Raw genomic sequence first — 17168 nt, 5'->3', positions numbered from 1 at the left:
GAATGGCGAGTGGCGGGTGGACCAGATCCATTCGCTACTCGCTACTCGCCACTCACTAGAGAAAGCATACGGCAATGAACGGCCAGAACATTCGCATCCGTCTCAAGGCGTTCGACCATCGTATCCTCGATACGTCGACGCGGGAGATCGTGAACACGGCGAAACGGACCGGCGCGCAGGTTCGCGGACCCATTCCGCTGCCGACCCGCATCGAGAAGTTCACCGTCAACCGTTCGCCGCACGTCGACAAGAAGAGCCGCGAGCAGTTCGAGATGCGCACCCACAAGCGCCTGCTCGACATCGTCGATCCGACCCCGCAGACCGTTGACGCGCTGATGAAGCTCGATCTGGCCGCCGGTGTCGACGTCGAGATCAAGCTCTAAGATTTTTGGATTCACGTCCGCGTGTTGCGGACACACAGAAGAACAGGATGCACGCCGATGCGCTCCGGAGTGATCGCACAAAAGGTCGGGATGACGCGGGTCTTCACGGAGACCGGCGAACATATCCCCGTGACCGTGCTGAAGCTCGGCAACTGCCAGGTGGTTGGTCACCGCACCAAAGACAAGAACGGCTACGTCGCGCTGCAGCTCGGCGCCGGCAGCCGTAAGACCGTGTACATGCCGAAGGCCGAGCGCGGTCAGTTCGCGGTCGCCAAGGTCGAGCCGAAGCGCAAGCTCGCCGAATTCCGCGTCAGCGAGGACGCGCTGATTCCGGTCGGCGCCGAAATCCAGGCTGACCACTTCGTTGTCGGCCAGTTCGTCGACGTCACCGGCACCTCGATCGGTAAGGGGTTTGCCGGCGGTATGAAGCGCTGGAATTTCGGCGGTCTGCGCGCCACTCACGGCGTGTCGATCTCGCATCGTTCGATCGGTTCGACCGGTGGTCGTCAGGACCCCGGCAAGACCTGGAAGAACAAGAAGATGCCCGGTCACATGGGTGTGGAGCGCGTCACCACGCTGAACCTGCGTGTGGTGCAGACGGATGTCGAGCGCGGCCTGATCCTGGTGGAAGGCGCGGTGCCCGGTTCCAAGGGCGGCTGGATCTCGGTGCGCGACGCCGTGAAGAAGCCGCTGCCGAAGGAAGCGCCGAAGCCCGGCAAGTTCAAGGTCGCTACCGAGCAGGCTGCGGAAGCTGCGGCCGTGCAGGAGGGCGCATAACATGGAACTGAAAGTCACCACCCTCGAGGGCAAGGAAGCCGGCTCGGTCCAGCTGTCCGACGCCATCTTCGGTCTTGAGCCGCGCGCGGATATCATCGCGCGTTGCGTTCAGTGGCAGCTGAACAAGCGCCAGGCCGGCACTCACAAGGCCAAGGGCCGCGCCGAAGTCTGGCGCACCGGCAAGAAGATGTACAAGCAGAAGGGCACCGGCGGTGCTCGTCACGGCTCGGCTCGCGTGCCGCAGTTCCGTGGCGGCGGCCGCGCCTTCGGTCCGGTGGTGCGTTCGCACGCCACTGATCTGCCGAAGAAGGTGCGCGCGCTTGCGCTCAAGCATGCGCTGTCGGCCAAGGCAAAGGACGGCGACCTGGTCGTGCTGGAGAACGCGACGCTCGAGACCGCCAAGACCAAGGCGCTGGTCGGGCACTTCTCCGGCCTCGGGCTCACCAACGCGCTGATCATCGACGGCGCCGAGCTGCACGGCGGGTTCGCCAATGCGGCCCGCAACATCCCGAACATGGACGTGCTGCCGATCCAGGGCATCAACGTCTACGACATTCTGCGCCGTCAGAAGCTGGTGCTGACCAAGGCGGCGATCGATGCGCTGGAGGCGCGCTTCAAATGAAGACCATCGATCCGCGCCACTACGACATCATCCTTTCGCCGGTCGTGACCGAGAAGGCGACCTACGCCTCCGAGCACAACAAGGTTCTGTTCAAGGTGGCCGCCAAGGCGACCAAGCCGCAGATCAAAGAGGCGATCGAGAAGCTGTTCGACGTCAAGGTCAAGAGCGTCAACACGCTCGTGCGCAAGGGCAAGACCAAGATGTTCCGCGGCCATTTCGGGTCGCAGTCGGACTCCAAGCGCGCGATCGTGACCCTCGAAGAGGGCCACCGCATCGACGTGACCACCGGGCTATAAGGCTGTACTGCCATGGCATTGAAGACATTCAACCCCACGACGCCGGGCCAGCGCCAGCTGGTGATGGTCGATCGTTCGGCGCTCTACAAGGGCAAGCCGGTCAAGGCTCTGACCGAAGGCAAGCTGTCGAGCGGCGGCCGCAACAACACCGGCCGCATCACCGTCCGCTTTCTTGGTGGCGGCCACAAGCAGTCGTACCGCACGGTCGATTTCAAGCGCGACAAGGTCGACGTTCCCGCCACCGTCGAGCGGCTGGAATATGATCCGAACCGCACCGCCTTCATCGCCCTGGTCAAGTATCAGGACGGCGAGCTGGCCTACATCCTGGCCCCGCAGCGGCTTGCGGTCGGCGACACCATCGTCGCCGGCAACTATGTCGACGTGAAGCCGGGCAACGTCATGCCGCTCGGCAACATGCCGGTCGGCACGATCGTCCACAACATCGAGGTCAAGATCGGCAAGGGTGGTCAGCTGGCGCGTTCGGCCGGCACCTACGCCCAGATCGTCGGCCGCGACCAGGACTACGTGATCCTGCGCCTGAACTCGGGCGAGCAACGCCTGGTGCACGGCCGTTGCCGTGGCACGATCGGCGCGGTGTCGAACCCGGACCACATGAACACCTCGATCGGCAAGGCCGGCCGCAAGCGTTGGATGGGCCGTCGGCCCCACAACCGCGGCGTCGCCATGAACCCGATCGATCACCCGCACGGCGGCGGCGAAGGCCGTACTTCCGGCGGTCGTCACCCGGTCACGCCGTGGGGCAAGCCCACCAAGGGCAAGAAGACCCGCACCAACAAGTCGACCGATAAATTCATTCTGTTGAGCCGCCACAAGCGGAAGAAGTAAGGAACGCCGAGATGGTTCGTTCAGTCTGGAAGGGCCCGTTCGTCGAGGCGTCGCTGCTCAAGAAGGCAGATGCGGCGCGGGCGTCTGGCCGGCACGACGTGATCAAGATCTGGAGCCGCCGTTCGACCATCCTGCCGCAGTTCGTCGGGCTGACGTTCGGCGTCTACAACGGCCAGAAGCATGTGCCGGTGGCGGTCAACGAGGAGATGGTCGGTCACAAGTTCGGCGAGTTCTCGCCGACCCGGACCTTCCACGGCCATTCCGGCGACAAGAAAGCCAAGAAGGCCTAAGAGTAGGCTTGAGGATTAAGCGATGAGCAAACCAAAGCGCGAACGGAGCCTCCCGGACAACGAGGCCAAGGCGGTCGCCAGGATGTTGCGGGTGAGCCCGCAGAAGCTCAACCTGGTCGCCCAGATGATCCGCGGCCGGAAGGCCTCTTCTGCGCTCGCCGACCTGCAGTTCTCGCGCAAGCGGATCGCGGTCGACGTCAAGAAGTGCCTGGAATCGGCGATCGCCAATGCCGAGAACAACCATGACCTCGACGTCGACGCCCTCGTCGTGTCGGAGGCCTTCGTCGGCAACGGCATCGTCATGAAGCGGTTTTCGCCGCGCGGCCGCGGCCGCTCGGGCCGGATTTTCAAACCATTTTCGCAGCTGACGATCGTCGTTCGTCAGGTCGAGGCGAGCGCGTAAAGGCGCTGGGAGAATACGATGGGTCAAAAGATCAATCCGATCGGCTTGCGTCTCGGCATCAACCGGACCTGGGATTCGCGCTGGTTCGCGGGCAAGGCCGAATACGGCAAGTTGCTGCATGAGGACGTCAAGATCCGCGAGATCCTGCACAAGGAGCTCAAGCAGGCGGCCGTCGCGCGCATCGTCATCGAGCGTCCGCACAAGAAGTGCCGCGTCACCATCCACTCGGCGCGTCCGGGTGTCGTGATCGGCAAGAAGGGCGCCGACATCGACAAGCTGCGCAAGCGCGTCGCCGACATCACCTCGTCGGACGTCGTCATTAACATTGTCGAGATCCGCAAGCCCGAGCTCGATGCGACCCTGGTTGCGGAATCGATCGCGCAGCAGCTCGAGCGCCGCGTCGCGTTCCGCCGCGCCATGAAGCGGGCGGTGCAGTCGGCAATGCGTCTGGGTGCCGAAGGCATCCGTATCAACTGCTCGGGCCGTCTGGGCGGCGCGGAAATCGCCCGCATGGAGTGGTATCGCGAGGGACGGGTGCCGCTGCACACGTTGCGCGCCGATATCGACTACGGCACGGCGACCGCATTCACCACGTTCGGCACCTGCGGCGTGAAGGTCTGGATCTTCAAGGGCGAGATCCTCGAGCACGATCCGATGGCGCAGGACAAGCGGATGGCAGAAGGCGACGGTGGCGGCTCGCAGCGCTCCCGCCGCGACGCGGCCTGATCGATCGCCGCGAGAACACAGGTTTGAGGGCTAACAGCCATGATGCAACCAAAGAAAACCAAGTTCCGAAAGGCGCATAAGGGCCGTATCCACGGCGTTGCGTCCTCGGGCGCGACGCTGGCCTTCGGCCAGTTCGGGCTGAAGGCCATGGAGCCGGAGCGCGTCACCGCGCGCCAGATCGAAGCCGCCCGTCGTGCGCTGACCCGTCACATGAAGCGCGCCGGCCGCGTCTGGATCCGCATATTCCCGGACGTTCCGGTGTCGAAGAAGCCGGCCGAAGTCCGCATGGGCTCCGGCAAGGGCTCGCCGGAATTGTGGGTGGCGCGGGTGAAGCCGGGCCGCGTGATGTTCGAGATCGACGGCGTGAGCAACCAGATCGCGCGCGAGGCGCTGACGCTGGCGGCCGCCAAGCTGCCGATCAAGACGCGCTTCGTCGAGCGCATTGCGGAGTAACGGTCATGGCCGAGATGAAAGTTTCCGATATTCGCGCGATGAGCCCCGATCAGATGGAGGACGCGATCCTCAACCTGAAGAAGGAGCGCTTCAACCTGCGTTTCCAGCGCGCCACCGGGCAGCTGGAAAACACCTCGCGGCTGCGTGAGGCGCGCCGCGACATCGCCCGCATCAAGACCATCGCCGCGCAGCAGCGCGCCAAGACGAAGTAAGAGGCTCGACACATGCCGAAACGGACCCTCCAGGGCGTTGTCGTCAGCGACAAGCAGGCCAAGACCGTGGTAGTGCGCGTCGACCGGCGCTTCACCCACCCGATCTACAAGAAGACGATCCGCCGCTCGAAGAACTACCACGCCCATGACGAGAACAACGAGTTCAAGCCGGGCGACACGGTCTGGATCGAAGAGAGCCGGCCGGTCTCGAAGTTGAAGCGCTGGACCGTGATCCGGGGCGAACACAAGAAAACCGCCTGAGGCGAGCGGGCCCTTTCGGGGCCGGTTTCGCTTTCGGGAGCAATCAAGGCGCGACTGTCTCGCGCGAGCATATAAAGAGGACGAGGTGCATCAATGATTCAGATGCAGACCAACCTCGACGTGGCCGACAATTCTGGCGCACGCCGTGTCATGTGTATCAAGGTGCTGGGCGGTTCCAAGCGCCGCTACGCCACCGTGGGCGACATCATCGTGGTGTCGATCAAGGAAGCCATTCCGCGCGGCAAGGTGAAGAAGGGCGACGTCATGAAGGCCGTCGTGGTGCGCGTCCGCAAGGACATCCGCCGCGCCGACGGCTCGGTGATCCGCTTCGACCGCAACGCGGCCGTTCTGATCAACAACCAGTCGGAGCCGGTCGGCACCCGTATCTTCGGGCCGGTGCCGCGCGAGCTGCGCGCCAAGAACCACATGAAGATCATTTCGCTTGCGCCGGAGGTGCTGTGATGGCTGCCAAGATCCGCAAGGGCGACAAGGTGATCGTGCTGACCGGCCGCGACAAGGGTCGCACCGGCGAGGTGTTCGAGGTGCGTCCCGACGAGAGCACCGCATTGGTGCGCGGCATCAACATGGTGAAGCGCCACCAGAAGCAGACCCACAATCAGGAGGGCGGCATCATCTCCAAGGAAGCGCCGATCCACCTGTCCAACATCGCGTATGTCGGCAAGGATGGGAAGCCGACCCGCGTCGGATTCAAGGTTCTGGCAGACGGCAAGAAGGTTCGCGTCGCCAAGAGCTCGGGAGCAGAGATCGATGGCTGAGACCGCTTACGTGCCGCGCCTGCGCGCGGAATATGACCGCAAGATCAAGAGCCAGCTGACCGAGAAGTTCGGCTACGCCAACGTCATGCAGGTGCCGCGGCTCGAGAAGGTCGTGCTGAACATGGGTGTCGGCGAGGCTGTGAACGACCGCAAGAAGGCGGAGACGGCGGCGGCCGACCTGTCGCTGATCGCCGGCCAGAAGGCGGTTGTGACCTATTCCCGCAACGCGATCGCGACCTTCAAGCTGCGCGAGAACCAGCCGATCGGCTGCAAGGTCACCTTGCGGAAGGCGCGCATGTACGAGTTCATCGACCGCCTGATCAACGTCGCGCTGCCGCGCGTCCGCGACTTCCGCGGCCTGAACCCGAAGAGCTTCGATGGCCGCGGCAACTACTCGCTCGGCATCAAGGAGCACATCATTTTCCCCGAAATCGACTTCGACAAGGCGGGGGAGAGCTGGGGCATGGACATCACGGTGTGCACCACGGCGAGCAACGACGAAGAGGCGCGTGCCCTTCTGACCGCATTCAATTTCCCGTTCCGGCAGTGAGACGCTGACTTCGAGCCTCTCAAACGCGGATACCTAGGAGCCAAGCATGGCAAAGAAGAGTTCAATCGAGAAGAACAACCGGCGCAAGCGGATGGCGAAGAACGCCGCCCCGAAGCGCGCGCGGTTGAAGGCGATCATCGCCGACAAGGAAAAGCCGATGGAGGAGCGGTTCGCCGCCACCCTGAAGCTCGCCGAAATGCCGCGCAATTCGTCGGCGACGCGCATCCGCAACCGCTGCGAGCTGACCGGGCGTCCGCGCTCGAACTATCGCAAGAACAAGCTGAGCCGCATCGCGCTGCGCGAGCTCGGCTCGAAGGGCCTGATTCCGGGCCTCGTGAAGTCGAGCTGGTAAGGAGGATCGCTCATGTCAACGCACGATCCCATCAGCGATCTGATCACCCGCATCCGCAACGCGCAGATGCGCTCGAAGTCGAAGGTCTCGACCCCGGGTTCGAAGATGCGCGCCAGCGTGCTCGAGGTCCTGAAGTCGGAAGGCTACATTCGCGGCTATGCCACGGTGGAGCATTCGTCGGGCCGCAGCGAGATCGAGATCGAGCTGAAATATTTCGACGGCGAGCCCGTGATCCGCGAGATCGAGCGGGTTTCGAAGCCCGGCCGGCGCGTCTACACCTCGGTGAAGAATTTGCCGCGCGTGAACAACGGGCTCGGAATTTCAGTGTTGTCGACCCCGAAGGGAATCATGGCCGATCATGACGCGCGGGACGCGAATGTCGGCGGTGAAGTTCTCTTCACGGTGTTCTAAGAAGGATTGAGCAATGTCACGTATTGGCAAGAAGCCTGTGGCGGTGCCGTCCGGTGTGACGGCCTCCGTCGATGGCCAGACCGTCAAGATGAAGGGGCCGAAAGGCCAGCTTCAGTTCATCGTCCATGACGATGTCGAGGTGAAGTTCGAGGGCGGCCAGGTCAAGGTCGCTCCGCGCGCCGAGACGAAGCGTGCGCGTTCGCTTTACGGCACCGCGCGCGCCCAGATCGCCAACCTGGTCGAAGGCGTCACCAAGGGTTTCGAGAAGAAGCTCGAAATCACCGGCGTCGGCTATCGCGCCGCGATGCAGGGCAAGAACCTGCAGCTCGCGCTCGGCTACAGCCACGACGTGGTCTATCAGATCCCGGAAGGGATCACGATCACCGTGCCGAAGCCGACCGAGATCACGGTCACGGGCATCGACTCCCAGCGGGTCGGGCAGGTCGCGGCCGAGATCCGTGCCTATCGTCCGCCGGAGCCCTATAAGGGCAAGGGCGTGAAGTACGCGAACGAATTCATCTTCCGCAAGGAAGGCAAGAAGAAGTAACGGAGCCGGTCATGTCGAGAGCCAAGGTTACGAATGCCCGGCGCAAGCAGCGCGTCAGGCTGGCGTTGCGCCGCTCCGCGAACGGTCGGCCGCGTCTGTCGGTGTTCCGTTCGTCGAAGCACATCTATGCGCAGGTCATTGACGACCAGAAGGGCGAGACGCTCGCCTCTGCCTCGTCGATGGAGAAAGAGATGCGTTCTTCCAGCAACACCGGCGCCAATATCGATGCCGCCAAGGCGGTGGGCAAGCTGCTCGCCGAGCGGGCGGTGCAGGCGGGCATCAAGGAAGTTGTGTTCGATCGCGGCAGCTATCTCTATCACGGCCGCGTCAAGGCATTGGCGGATGCGGCGCGCGAGAGCGGGCTGAGCTTCTAACTTATTCGGATAGATCAAGAGGCTCAGGGCCTCCTTAGAGATTGGATAGCACCATGGCAGGTGAACGCGAACGCGGCGGCCGCGAACGGAGCAGGGAGCGCGAGGAGCGCGACAGCGAGTTCGTCGACAAGCTCGTCCACATCAATCGTGTCGCGAAGGTCGTGAAGGGTGGTAAGCGCTTTGGCTTTGCCGCGCTCGTCGTGATCGGCGACCAGAAGGGCCGGGTCGGGTTCGGCCATGGCAAGGCCCGTGAGGTGCCGGAGGCGATCCGCAAGGCGACCGACTCGGCGAAGCGCAACCTGACCCGGGTGGCGCTCCGCGAGGGCCGCACGCTGCACCACGACATCTTCGGCCGCCACGGCGCCGGCCGCGTCTACCTGCGTGCCGCTCCGGCCGGTACCGGCATCATCGCCGGCGGCCCGATGCGCGCGGTGTTCGAGACGCTCGGCATCCAGGACGTGGTTGCGAAGTCGATCGGCTCGTCGAATCCGTACAACATGGTGCGGGCGACCTTCAACGCGCTGAAGCACCAGGACTCGCCGCGCTCGGTGGCGGCGCGCCGCAACATCAAGGTGTCGACCCTGCAGGCTCGCCGCGTCGGCGGCGATGCCGAGGCCGCGGCCGACTAATCATTCGCGCTGCGGGGCTCGCAGCGCATCTTGGAGTTAAAACGATGGCTAGCGCCAAGACGATCAAGGTCGAGCAGATCGGCAGCCCGATCCGCCGCCACCACTCGCAGCGTTCGACGCTGATCGGGTTGAAGCTCAATAAGATTGGCCGGGTCGCCGAGCTGCCGGATTCGCCGGAGGTTCGTGGCATGATCACCAAGGTTCAACATCTCGTCCGCGTCGTCGACGAGAAGTAATTTAAGGAGAAGGGCGATGAAGCTCAGCGAGATCGCCGACAATCCCGGCTCGCGCAAGCAGCGCATGCGGGTCGGCCGTGGCATCGGGTCGGGCAAGGGCAAGACCTCGGGCCGCGGCGGCAAGGGCCAGACCGCGCGTTCGGGCGTGCGCATCAAGGGCTTCGAAGGCGGCCAGATGCCGATGCATCGCCGTCTGCCGAAGCGTGGCTTCAACAACATCTTCCGGCTCGATTTCGTCGAGATCAATCTCGACCGCATTCAGCAGGCGATCGATGCCAAGAAGCTTGACGCCGGCAGCGTGATCAACGCCGAGGCGCTGGTGAAGTCCGGTGCGCTGCGCCGCGCCAAGGACGGCGTGCGGCTGCTTGGCCGTGGCGAGCTCAAGGCCAAGGTCAATATCGAGGTGCACGGCGCCTCGAAGTCGGCGATCGCGGCCGTTGAGAAGGCTGGCGGCACCGTGAAGATCCTGGCGCCCGCGCCCGTCGAAGGCGGCGAGGCGGCGTAACATCTGCGTCATCGCTCTGCCTTAAGCGTCAACGGCGCGGGGCAGGGCGATAGACAGATTAAACCCGCGCACCAAATATATCCGGCGCTCGCCTTCGGAAACGAAGCACTCGTCCCGCGAGCCCATCGCGGGATATGCGGCCAAAATCGGCGGCCAAGAAGGGCGGCGGGAGAAAGCCAAAGATGGTCTCAGCAGCGGAACAACTGGCGGCAAACATCAATCTTGGCGATTTTGCCAAGAACGAGGAGCTGAAGAAGCGCATCTGGTTTACCCTTGGCGCGCTGCTCGTTTATCGTCTTGGGACCTACATTCCGCTGCCGGGCATTGATCCCGCGATCTGGGATTCGGTGTTCCGTACCCAGGCCGGCGGCATTCTCGGCATGTTCAACATGTTCGCCGGCGGCGGCATTCACCGCATGGCGATCTTCGCGCTGAACATCATGCCGTATATCTCGGCATCGATCATCATTCAGCTCCTGACGACCGTCTCGCCGCAGCTGGAAGCCCTGAAGAAGGAAGGCGAGGCGGGCCGCAAGACGCTGAATCAGTACACGCGCTACCTCACCGTGATTCTTGCCGCCGTGCAGTCCTACGGCATTGCAGTCGGCCTGGAAGGCGCCGGCAACGTCGTCAGCGATCCCGGCCTGTTCTTCCGGCTGTCGACCGCGATTACGCTCACCGGCGGCACCATGTTCCTGATGTGGCTGGGCGAGCAGATCACCTCGCGCGGCATCGGCAACGGCATTTCGCTGATCATCCTGTCTGGTATCGTGGCCGAGCTGCCGTCGGCGCTCGCCAACATGCTGGAACTCGGCCGTCAGGGCGCCATGTCCACCGGCGTGATCCTGCTGGTGATCATCATGGCGGTCGCCGTGATCGCCTTCATCGTCTTCATGGAGCGGGCCCAGCGCCGGCTCCTGATCCAGTACCCGAAGCGCCAGGTCGGAAATAAGATGTTCGAGGGGCAGTCTTCGCATCTGCCGCTGAAGCTCAACACCTCGGGCGTGATTCCGCCGATCTTCGCCTCGTCGCTGCTCTTGCTGCCGACCACGGTCGCCAACTTCAACGCGGGCAAGGGACCGGAGTGGTTCCAGTGGATCACCACCCAGCTCGGTCACGGCCGGCCGCTGTTCCTGATCCTGTACCTGGCGCTGATCCTGTTCTTCGCCTTCTTCTACACCGCGATCGTGTTCAACCCGACCGAGACGGCCGACAATCTGAAGAAGCATGGCGGCTTCATCCCGGGCATCCGGCCGGGCGAACGGACCGCAGAATATATCGACTACGTGCTGTCCCGGATCACCGTCATCGGCGCCATCTATCTGGCAATTGTTTGTTTGATTCCGGAAATTCTGATTTCCTACGCTTCCGTGCCGTTCTACTTTGGCGGCACCTCGCTTCTGATCGTGGTCAGCGTGACGATGGATACCGTGGCGCAGATTCAGGGGTATCTGCTGGCCCATCAATATGAGGGCCTGATCAGGAAGTCGAAATTGCGGGGGCGGCGCCGCGGCTAGCGGCTGGTCGCGCCCGGAAAACCAACAGCCAAGAACAAGGTGCGCGGTCACTTCGCTCACCATGTGCCGGGGGGCGAATAGAGATGAGACTGATTCTTCTGGGACCGCCGGGATCGGGCAAGGGAACGCAGGCGCAGCGCTTGGTGCAGCGCTACGGCATCGTCCAGCTGTCGACCGGCGACATGCTCCGCGCCGCGGTAGCGGCCCAGACCCCGATCGGGCTGAAGGCCAAGGACATCATGGCTGCCGGCGGCTTGGTGCCGGACGAGGTCGTGGTCGGCATCATCGCCGACCGGATCGAGCAGCCGGATGCTGCCAACGGCTTCATCCTGGACGGCTTCCCGCGGACGGTGCCGCAGGCCGAGGCGCTCGACGTGCTGCTCAAGAAGAAGCAGATGAACCTCGATGCCGTGATCGAGCTAAAGGTCAATGAGGGCGTACTGTTGGAGCGCGTGGAGCGGCGGGCCGCGGAAACCCGGGCGCGTGGCGAGGCCGTGCGCGCGGACGACACGCCGGAGGTGCTGACCAAGCGGCTGGCGAGCTATCGCGAGCAGACCGAACCCCTCGTTCATTACTATTCCGATCATCGCAGGCTCGCCACGGTCGACGGCATGATGTCGGTCGAAGAGGTGACGGAGGAAATCAGCCGGATCCTGGCTGCCGTCGGCGCCAGTGGCACCAGCCGCGCCGCCAAGAAGGCCAGCGCCGCCAAACGAGGCCCCAAGGCTGGGAAGAAGGCTGGCAAAAAAGCTGCCAAGACGACGGCCAAAGCGGCTGCCAAGACCACCGCCAAGGCAGGGGCAAAGAAGGCGGCAAAGGCTGGCGTTGCCAAGAAAGCGGCAAAGGCGGCCCCCAAAAAGGCTGCCAAAGCAGCCTCGAAAGCCAAAAAGGCTGGAAAATCGGCGAAAAAGGCCGCCAAGAAGGGGGCCAAGCACGCCGTCGCTGCGGCCAGCAAGGCGTCCAAGGGAGCGCGTAAGACCGCTGGAAAGGCTGCAAAAAAGCAGCGAAAAGCGAAGTCAAGAGCCTAGGGGCGGTTGACGACAGGCGTATGAATCCATTAATAAGCCCGCATCCAAGTCGGATAGTTTTCAAAAAGATGCCGGGCCCCACGAATCGAGGGGTGGGCGTCTTGTTCGCGTTTGCGGACATCTGCCCGAGATAGCGAGAACGAAAGCCGCTCCGCAACGGATCGGCGACAGGAGAGAAGTCCGTGGCCCGTATTGCCGGTGTCAACATCCCGACCAATAAGCGCGTTCTGATCGCGCTCCAGTACATCCATGGCATCGGCCCGAAGATCGCGGCCGACATCCTGGACAAGGTCAAGATTGCCGAGGATCGCCGCGTCAATCAGCTGAGCGACCAGGAAGTTTTGCAGATCCGCGAAGTGATCGACCGCGACTATGTGGTCGAGGGCGACCTGCGGCGCGAGACCGGCATCAATATCAAGCGGCTGATGGATCTCGGCTGCTACCGCGGCCTGCGTCATCGTCGCGGCCTGCCGGTGCGCGGCCAGCGCACCCATACCAATGCGCGTACGCGCAAGGGGCCGGCCAAGGCGATCGCCGGCAAGAAGAAGTAATTGGCGGATTGCGGGTGGCGAATGGCGAGTAGGGGAAGCCCTATTCGCTTTTCGCCGTTTACCATTCGCCTTTTTGGTGTAGCCGCTGGTACTACGGCGGCGTTGAGATCGTAAGAAAGGTACTTATATGGCCAAGGAAGCCACACGCGTTCGTCGTCGCGAGCGTAAGAACATCGCCTCCGGCGTCGCGCATGTGAACTCGTCGTTCAACAACACCACCATCACCATCACCGACGCACAGGGTAACACCATTGCCTGGTCGTCGGCCGGCACGATGGGGTTCAAGGGATCGCGCAAGTCGACTCCTTATGCTGCGCAGGTCGCGGCGGAGGACGTGTCCAAGAAGGCCCAGGAACACGGCATGCGCACCCTCGAAGTCGAGGTCGCAGGCCCGGGTTCGGGACGTGAATCGGCGCTCCGTGCGCTGCAGGCTGCGGGCTTCACCGTTACCTCGATCCGCGATGTGACGACGATCCCGCACAATGGCTGCCGTCCGCGCAAGCGTCGGCGTGTGTGATGTGACGGAGGCGGGCCCATCGTCCGCCTCTTTGTGCTTTTGAGATATTTCGATGGCCGCGATCTGATGCGCGGATCTCCAACGCCAGTCGATCAGACCGGGATAGACTGGCCCGTATGGGTGAAACAGTGACGATCCAGAAAAATTGGCAAGAATTGATTCGGCCGAACAAGCTCCAGGTCACGCCGGGTTCCGACGCGACCCGTTTCGCCACCGTGGTTGCCGAGCCGCTGGAGCGCGGCTTCGGCCAGACGCTGGGCAATGCCCTGCGCCGCATCCTGCTGTCCTCGCTGCAGGGCGCCGCCGTGCAGTCGGTGCACATCGACGGCGTGCTGCATGAGTTCTCCTCGATCGCCGGCGTCCGCGAGGACGTCACCGACATCGTGCTGAACATCAAGGACATCTCGATCAAGATGCAGGGCGAAGGCCCGAAGCGGATGGTCGTGAAGAAGCAGGGGCCGGGTGTAGTCACCGCCGGTGACATCCAGACCGTCGGCGACGTCGTCGTGCTCAATCCGGATCTGCAGATCTGCACGCTGGACGAGGGCGCCGAGATCCGCATGGAATTCACGGTCACGACCGGCAAGGGCTACGTGCCGGCCGAGCGCAACCGTCCTGAGGATGCGCCGATCGGCTTGATCCCGATCGACAGCCTGTTCTCGCCGGTCCGCAAGGTCTCCTACAAGGTCGAGAACACCCGCGAGGGCCAGATCCTCGACTACGACAAGCTCACGATGACGATCGAGACCAACGGCGCGATCTCGCCGGAGGACGCGGTGGCCTATGCCGCCCGCATCCTGCAGGACCAGCTCAACGTCTTCGTCAACTTCGAAGAGCCGCGCAAGGAAGTCGCGCAGGAGATCATTCCGGATCTCGCTTTCAACCCGGCCTTCCTCAAGAAGGTGGACGAGCTCGAGCTGTCGGTCCGTTCGGCGAACTGCCTGAAGAACGACAACATCGTCTATATCGGCGACCTCGTGCAGAAGTCGGAAGCGGAGATGCTGCGCACCCCGAACTTCGGCCGCAAGTCGCTGAACGAGATCAAGGAAGTGCTGGCCCAGATGGGCCTGCATCTCGGCATGGAAGTGCCGGGCTGGCCGCCGGAGAACATCGACGAGCTCGCCAAGCGCTTCGAGGATCACTACTGAGCGAATGGCGAGTAGGGGTAGCGAATAGGGCAGACCTACTCGCTATTCTCCATTCGCCACTTGCTGCTACCGGGCGAACGCAGGCAGCCCACCTGAGCAAATGTCCGACGAACCGTCGCGGCAGATTGAAACTGAAGGAATAGACAATGCGTCACGGCAAGGTTCATCGGAAGCTCAACCGCACCGCCGAGCATCGCCGCGCGATGTTCGCGAACATGTGCGCCGCGCTGATCAAGCACGAGCAGATCGTCACCACGCTGCCGAAGGCCAAGGAGCTGCGTCCGATCGTCGAGAAGCTGGTCACGCTCGGCAAGAAGGGTGGCCTTTCGATGCGCCGCCAGGCGGTCTCGGAGCTGCGCGACGAGGCGATGGCCAAGAAGCTGTTCGACGTGCTGGCGCCCCGCTACAAGGACCGCAACGGCGGCTACACCCGCATCATCAAGGCCGGCTTCCGCTACGGCGACAATGCCGCGATGGCGGTGATCGAGTTCGTCGACCGCGACGTCGATGCCAAGGGCCAGGATTCCGGTCCGGTGCAGGAGACCTCGGAAGCGGCCTGAGGCTGATCCGATCACTGGTTTCAAAGCGGCGCCTTCGGGCGCCGTTTTTTTTGCGCCTCAGCCGGCGCGAACGGTGGCGATGAAGCTGTCGAGCTCATGCCGGAGACGGTCGTTGCCCTCGCTGAGCAGCGTCGCGGCGTTGAGGACGTGCGCGGACGCCTCGCCTGTCTTGGACGCGCCCTTGGTCACTTCGCCGATGCTGCCTGCGACCTGGGAGGTCCGCTCCGACGCACCCTGGATGTTCCGGGCGATGTCGCGGATGGCGCAGCCTTGCTCCTCGATCGCGGTCGCGACCGTGGATGCGATCTCGGAGATGCGGCCGATGGTGCCGACGATTCCGCTGATCGCACCGACCGATTCCTTGGTCGCGGTCTGGATGCCGGCGATCTGCTCGCGGATTTCCGCGGTCGCATCGGCGGTCTGCTTGGCCAGCGTCTTCACCTCCTGCGCAACAACGGCGAAGCCGGCGCCGGTTTCGCCGGCTCGGGCGGCCTCGATCGTCGCATTCAGCGCCAGCAGGTTGGTCTGCTGTGCGATCGCCGCGATCAACTGGATGACGCTGCCGATTCGCTCGGCCGCCGACGCCAGCTGACCCATATGATCGTCAGTCTGCTTGGCCTGCTGTACGGCCTCCCGGGCGATCGAAGCGGACTCCTCGACCCGCCGTCCGATCTCGGAGGCGGACATCATCATCTGCTCGGTCGTGGCGGCCACGTGCTGGACGTTGGCCGAGGCTTCCTCGGACGCGGTCGCAACGGCGGTGGACAGCGCCTGCGTGTGATGCACGGTATCGGTCAGGCTATGCGCTGATGTCGCGAGCTGCTCCGAGGCGGACGAGACCTGCTCGATCACCTTGCCTGCCGCGGCTTCGAAAGCGGCCGCCAGCGTCGCAAGTTCGGCCTTGTGCCGCTCGGCGGCGCGACGGTCCTCCTGCAGCCGCGCCTCGAGCTCGAAACGAGCCTTCTCCTCGGCCTTGCGCTTGAAGGTTTCGACGGCGCGCGCCATCTCGCCGATTTCGTCGCTGCGCTCGAGTCCGGGCAGGACCACATCGAAGCGGCCGGCGGCGAGTTCATGCATGGCGGCACTCATTCGGCTGATCAATCCGGCGACGCGCCGGCCGAACAACACGGCGAGCAGCGCAAGCGTCAACGCGGTGATCGCGGTGACCCAGGTCAGCATCTGCCTGAAATCCTCGGCCTTGCGCTCGGCGGCCTGCGAGCGCGCGGACGCGGCCGCCGCCGCCTTGACGAAGGCCGGCCGGGTGCGGTCGTAGATCTGTTCCAGGTCTTCCACCTGGTCGGCAAGCGTCTGGCGCGAGACCATGACGCCGGCGAAGGCCGATTTGTAGCCGCGCGCCAGCGCCACGATGTCGGACTTGGCGCCGGCGCCTAAGGTGGTCGCGGCAAGCGCAGTCTCGAACTCGCTCTCGCGTTCATTGAGCTGATCGCCGAATTTCTCCTCGCCGCGCAGCATGAAATCCTTTTCGTGCTGGCGCATCGAAAGCATCAGCACGCGCAACCGCGGCTCGTCGACGTCGGCGAGCTTCGCTTCGAGCTGCCGCACGGCAGTGCTCAGCTTGCCCTGCAATCCGTCGCTTTCGCTCAATCCAAGGATGCGCTGAGCTCCGACGATGTTCTGGAAGCGCGTCGCGTAGAGATTGATGCCGCTGCGTAGCGCGCCGATCTGCTTGACGGGATCGCCATCCGGCGCCGCCGCCGCATAAGCCTCGATCGTCTCCAGCGCCTGCAGTTCCTTCGCGATGCGGTCGGTGTGCTTCTTGATCAGTCCTTCGTCATGGGTGCGAAGAAAGCGCGCGGTGAGCTGTTGCGACTCCAGAAATCCATCCGAGAGCGAGGCTAGTTCCGCTTCAAATCGCATGCTGTCGTCCGACACGCGTTGAATTCGCGCGGCATGATCCAGGCCGCCGAGGCAGGTGGCGCTGACGACCAGCACGCCGGAGATGCCGAGCATCGCGATCTGGGTCTTCAGACTTGGGCGTAGACGGCGCAGGATCTTCGAAGTTCGGCTGTCGGGATGAGCGATCGCAAACATGTCCTGCATTCCTGTCGAGAAGGTCCGACGCCAGTATGTGGGGGACTTTGTTGTTGTTTGAGGCAGCAGTCTGCGATGCGCATCGCTGAAGCCGCCGGTCCTTTTGCGCGCACGGCCTAGCGAGCAGGGGTTGAGAATTCGTGAAG

Annotated in this window: 28 protein-coding genes; 27 read left to right on the top strand and 1 reads right to left on the bottom strand. The window is 63.6% G+C overall.

From position 1 onward, the window contains the following. Positions 1-74 precede the first annotated feature (74 nt). The 27 genes from rpsJ (at position 75) to rplQ (ending at position 14970) form a co-directional block, all read left to right on the top strand. Positions 75-383 (top strand): 30S ribosomal protein S10, encoded by a 309-nt coding sequence (gene rpsJ / locus QX034_RS01270; RefSeq protein WP_002712302.1) that lies wholly within the window; start codon positions 75-77, stop codon positions 381-383. 57 nt (positions 384-440) lie between these two features. Then, a complete protein-coding gene (rplC, locus tag QX034_RS01265; RefSeq protein ID WP_315705639.1) occupies positions 441-1160 on the top strand; it encodes a 50S ribosomal protein L3 in 720 nt (239 codons plus the stop codon). Position 1161: 1 nt separating this feature from the next. Continuing rightward, on the top strand, positions 1162-1782 hold the full coding sequence (gene rplD / locus QX034_RS01260; protein ID WP_315705640.1) for a 50S ribosomal protein L4: 621 nt from the start codon (positions 1162-1164) through the stop codon (positions 1780-1782). Next, positions 1779-2078: a 50S ribosomal protein L23 gene (locus QX034_RS01255; protein ID WP_315705641.1), complete on the top strand. Its 300-nt coding sequence runs from the start codon at positions 1779-1781 to the stop codon at positions 2076-2078. The genes rplD and QX034_RS01255 overlap by 4 nt, the downstream gene beginning before the upstream one ends. A 12-nt stretch (positions 2079-2090) precedes the next feature. Continuing rightward, entirely contained in the window at positions 2091-2924 is an 834-nt protein-coding gene (rplB, locus tag QX034_RS01250; RefSeq protein ID WP_315705642.1) for a 50S ribosomal protein L2, read from the top strand. 11 nt (positions 2925-2935) lie between these two features. After that, on the top strand, positions 2936-3214 hold the full coding sequence (gene rpsS, locus QX034_RS01245) for a 30S ribosomal protein S19 (protein WP_008963465.1): 279 nt from the start codon (positions 2936-2938) through the stop codon (positions 3212-3214). A 22-nt stretch (positions 3215-3236) separates the two neighbouring features. Next, entirely contained in the window at positions 3237-3617 is a 381-nt protein-coding gene (gene rplV, locus QX034_RS01240; RefSeq protein ID WP_315705643.1) for a 50S ribosomal protein L22, read from the top strand. A gap of 18 nt (positions 3618-3635) precedes the next feature. Next, the gene (rpsC, locus tag QX034_RS01235; protein ID WP_315705644.1) at positions 3636-4343 is read left to right on the top strand and encodes a 30S ribosomal protein S3; all 708 of its coding nucleotides are present in this window, start codon (positions 3636-3638) and stop codon (positions 4341-4343) included. Positions 4344-4382: 39 nt separating this feature from the next. Continuing rightward, positions 4383-4796, top strand: a complete 414-nt coding sequence (gene rplP / locus QX034_RS01230) for a 50S ribosomal protein L16 (RefSeq protein WP_315705645.1) — start codon at positions 4383-4385, stop codon at positions 4794-4796. A 5-nt stretch (positions 4797-4801) separates the two neighbouring features. Continuing rightward, entirely contained in the window at positions 4802-5008 is a 207-nt protein-coding gene (rpmC, locus tag QX034_RS01225) for a 50S ribosomal protein L29 (protein ID WP_315705646.1), read from the top strand. Positions 5009-5020: 12 nt separating this feature from the next. Beyond that, complete coding sequence (gene rpsQ, locus QX034_RS01220; RefSeq protein WP_315705647.1) at positions 5021-5269, top strand: 30S ribosomal protein S17; 249 nt, start codon at positions 5021-5023, stop codon at positions 5267-5269. Between the two features lie 93 nt (positions 5270-5362). Next, positions 5363-5731 carry a 50S ribosomal protein L14 gene (rplN, locus tag QX034_RS01215; RefSeq protein WP_006611848.1) on the top strand — a complete coding sequence of 123 codons (369 nt, stop codon included), beginning with the start codon at positions 5363-5365 and terminating at the stop codon, positions 5729-5731. Further along, on the top strand, positions 5731-6045 hold the full coding sequence (rplX, locus tag QX034_RS01210) for a 50S ribosomal protein L24 (RefSeq protein WP_315705648.1): 315 nt from the start codon (positions 5731-5733) through the stop codon (positions 6043-6045). The genes rplN and rplX overlap by 1 nt, the downstream gene beginning before the upstream one ends. After that, positions 6038-6595, top strand: a complete 558-nt coding sequence (rplE, locus tag QX034_RS01205) for a 50S ribosomal protein L5 (protein WP_315705649.1) — start codon at positions 6038-6040, stop codon at positions 6593-6595. Before rplX ends, rplE begins: the two co-directional genes overlap by 8 nt. A 46-nt stretch (positions 6596-6641) precedes the next feature. Next, positions 6642-6947 (top strand): 30S ribosomal protein S14, encoded by a 306-nt coding sequence (rpsN, locus tag QX034_RS01200; RefSeq protein WP_315705650.1) that lies wholly within the window; start codon positions 6642-6644, stop codon positions 6945-6947. Positions 6948-6959: 12 nt separating this feature from the next. After that, complete coding sequence (rpsH, locus tag QX034_RS01195; protein ID WP_315705651.1) at positions 6960-7358, top strand: 30S ribosomal protein S8; 399 nt, start codon at positions 6960-6962, stop codon at positions 7356-7358. Between the two features lie 13 nt (positions 7359-7371). Beyond that, positions 7372-7905 carry a 50S ribosomal protein L6 gene (gene rplF, locus QX034_RS01190; RefSeq protein WP_315705652.1) on the top strand — a complete coding sequence of 178 codons (534 nt, stop codon included), beginning with the start codon at positions 7372-7374 and terminating at the stop codon, positions 7903-7905. A gap of 11 nt (positions 7906-7916) precedes the next feature. Continuing rightward, entirely contained in the window at positions 7917-8279 is a 363-nt protein-coding gene (rplR, locus tag QX034_RS01185) for a 50S ribosomal protein L18 (RefSeq protein ID WP_315705653.1), read from the top strand. Positions 8280-8332: 53 nt separating this feature from the next. Further along, a complete protein-coding gene (rpsE, locus tag QX034_RS01180) occupies positions 8333-8908 on the top strand; it encodes a 30S ribosomal protein S5 (RefSeq protein WP_315705654.1) in 576 nt (191 codons plus the stop codon). Between the two features lie 44 nt (positions 8909-8952). Then, positions 8953-9144: a 50S ribosomal protein L30 gene (gene rpmD, locus QX034_RS01175; protein ID WP_315705655.1), complete on the top strand. Its 192-nt coding sequence runs from the start codon at positions 8953-8955 to the stop codon at positions 9142-9144. Between the two features lie 16 nt (positions 9145-9160). Next, positions 9161-9649 carry a 50S ribosomal protein L15 gene (gene rplO / locus QX034_RS01170; RefSeq protein WP_315727913.1) on the top strand — a complete coding sequence of 163 codons (489 nt, stop codon included), beginning with the start codon at positions 9161-9163 and terminating at the stop codon, positions 9647-9649. A 182-nt stretch (positions 9650-9831) separates the two neighbouring features. Further along, positions 9832-11166: a preprotein translocase subunit SecY gene (gene secY, locus QX034_RS01165; RefSeq protein ID WP_315705657.1), complete on the top strand. Its 1335-nt coding sequence runs from the start codon at positions 9832-9834 to the stop codon at positions 11164-11166. 83 nt (positions 11167-11249) lie between these two features. Then, positions 11250-12194: an adenylate kinase gene (locus QX034_RS01160; RefSeq protein WP_315705658.1), complete on the top strand. Its 945-nt coding sequence runs from the start codon at positions 11250-11252 to the stop codon at positions 12192-12194. A 182-nt stretch (positions 12195-12376) separates the two neighbouring features. Continuing rightward, positions 12377-12745: a 30S ribosomal protein S13 gene (gene rpsM, locus QX034_RS01155; protein ID WP_315705659.1), complete on the top strand. Its 369-nt coding sequence runs from the start codon at positions 12377-12379 to the stop codon at positions 12743-12745. Positions 12746-12872: 127 nt separating this feature from the next. Beyond that, a complete protein-coding gene (rpsK, locus tag QX034_RS01150) occupies positions 12873-13262 on the top strand; it encodes a 30S ribosomal protein S11 (RefSeq protein ID WP_012045029.1) in 390 nt (129 codons plus the stop codon). 116 nt (positions 13263-13378) lie between these two features. Next, positions 13379-14410: a DNA-directed RNA polymerase subunit alpha gene (locus tag QX034_RS01145; protein ID WP_315705660.1), complete on the top strand. Its 1032-nt coding sequence runs from the start codon at positions 13379-13381 to the stop codon at positions 14408-14410. A gap of 146 nt (positions 14411-14556) precedes the next feature. Then, entirely contained in the window at positions 14557-14970 is a 414-nt protein-coding gene (gene rplQ, locus QX034_RS01140) for a 50S ribosomal protein L17 (RefSeq protein WP_315705661.1), read from the top strand. A 57-nt stretch (positions 14971-15027) separates the two neighbouring features. On the opposite strand, the gene QX034_RS01135 is transcribed toward rplQ, so the two are convergent. Beyond that, positions 15028-17022, bottom strand: coding sequence for a methyl-accepting chemotaxis protein (locus QX034_RS01135; protein WP_315705662.1), 1995 nt, complete (start codon positions 17020-17022; stop codon positions 15028-15030). Positions 17023-17168: the final 146 nt, after the last annotated feature.

This window comes from Bradyrhizobium sp. SZCCHNR3119 (genome assembly GCF_032487775.1).
In the GTDB taxonomy this organism is placed as follows: Bacteria; Pseudomonadota; Alphaproteobacteria; order Rhizobiales; family Xanthobacteraceae; genus Bradyrhizobium.
This window is presented reverse-complemented; position numbering and strand designations above follow the sequence as displayed.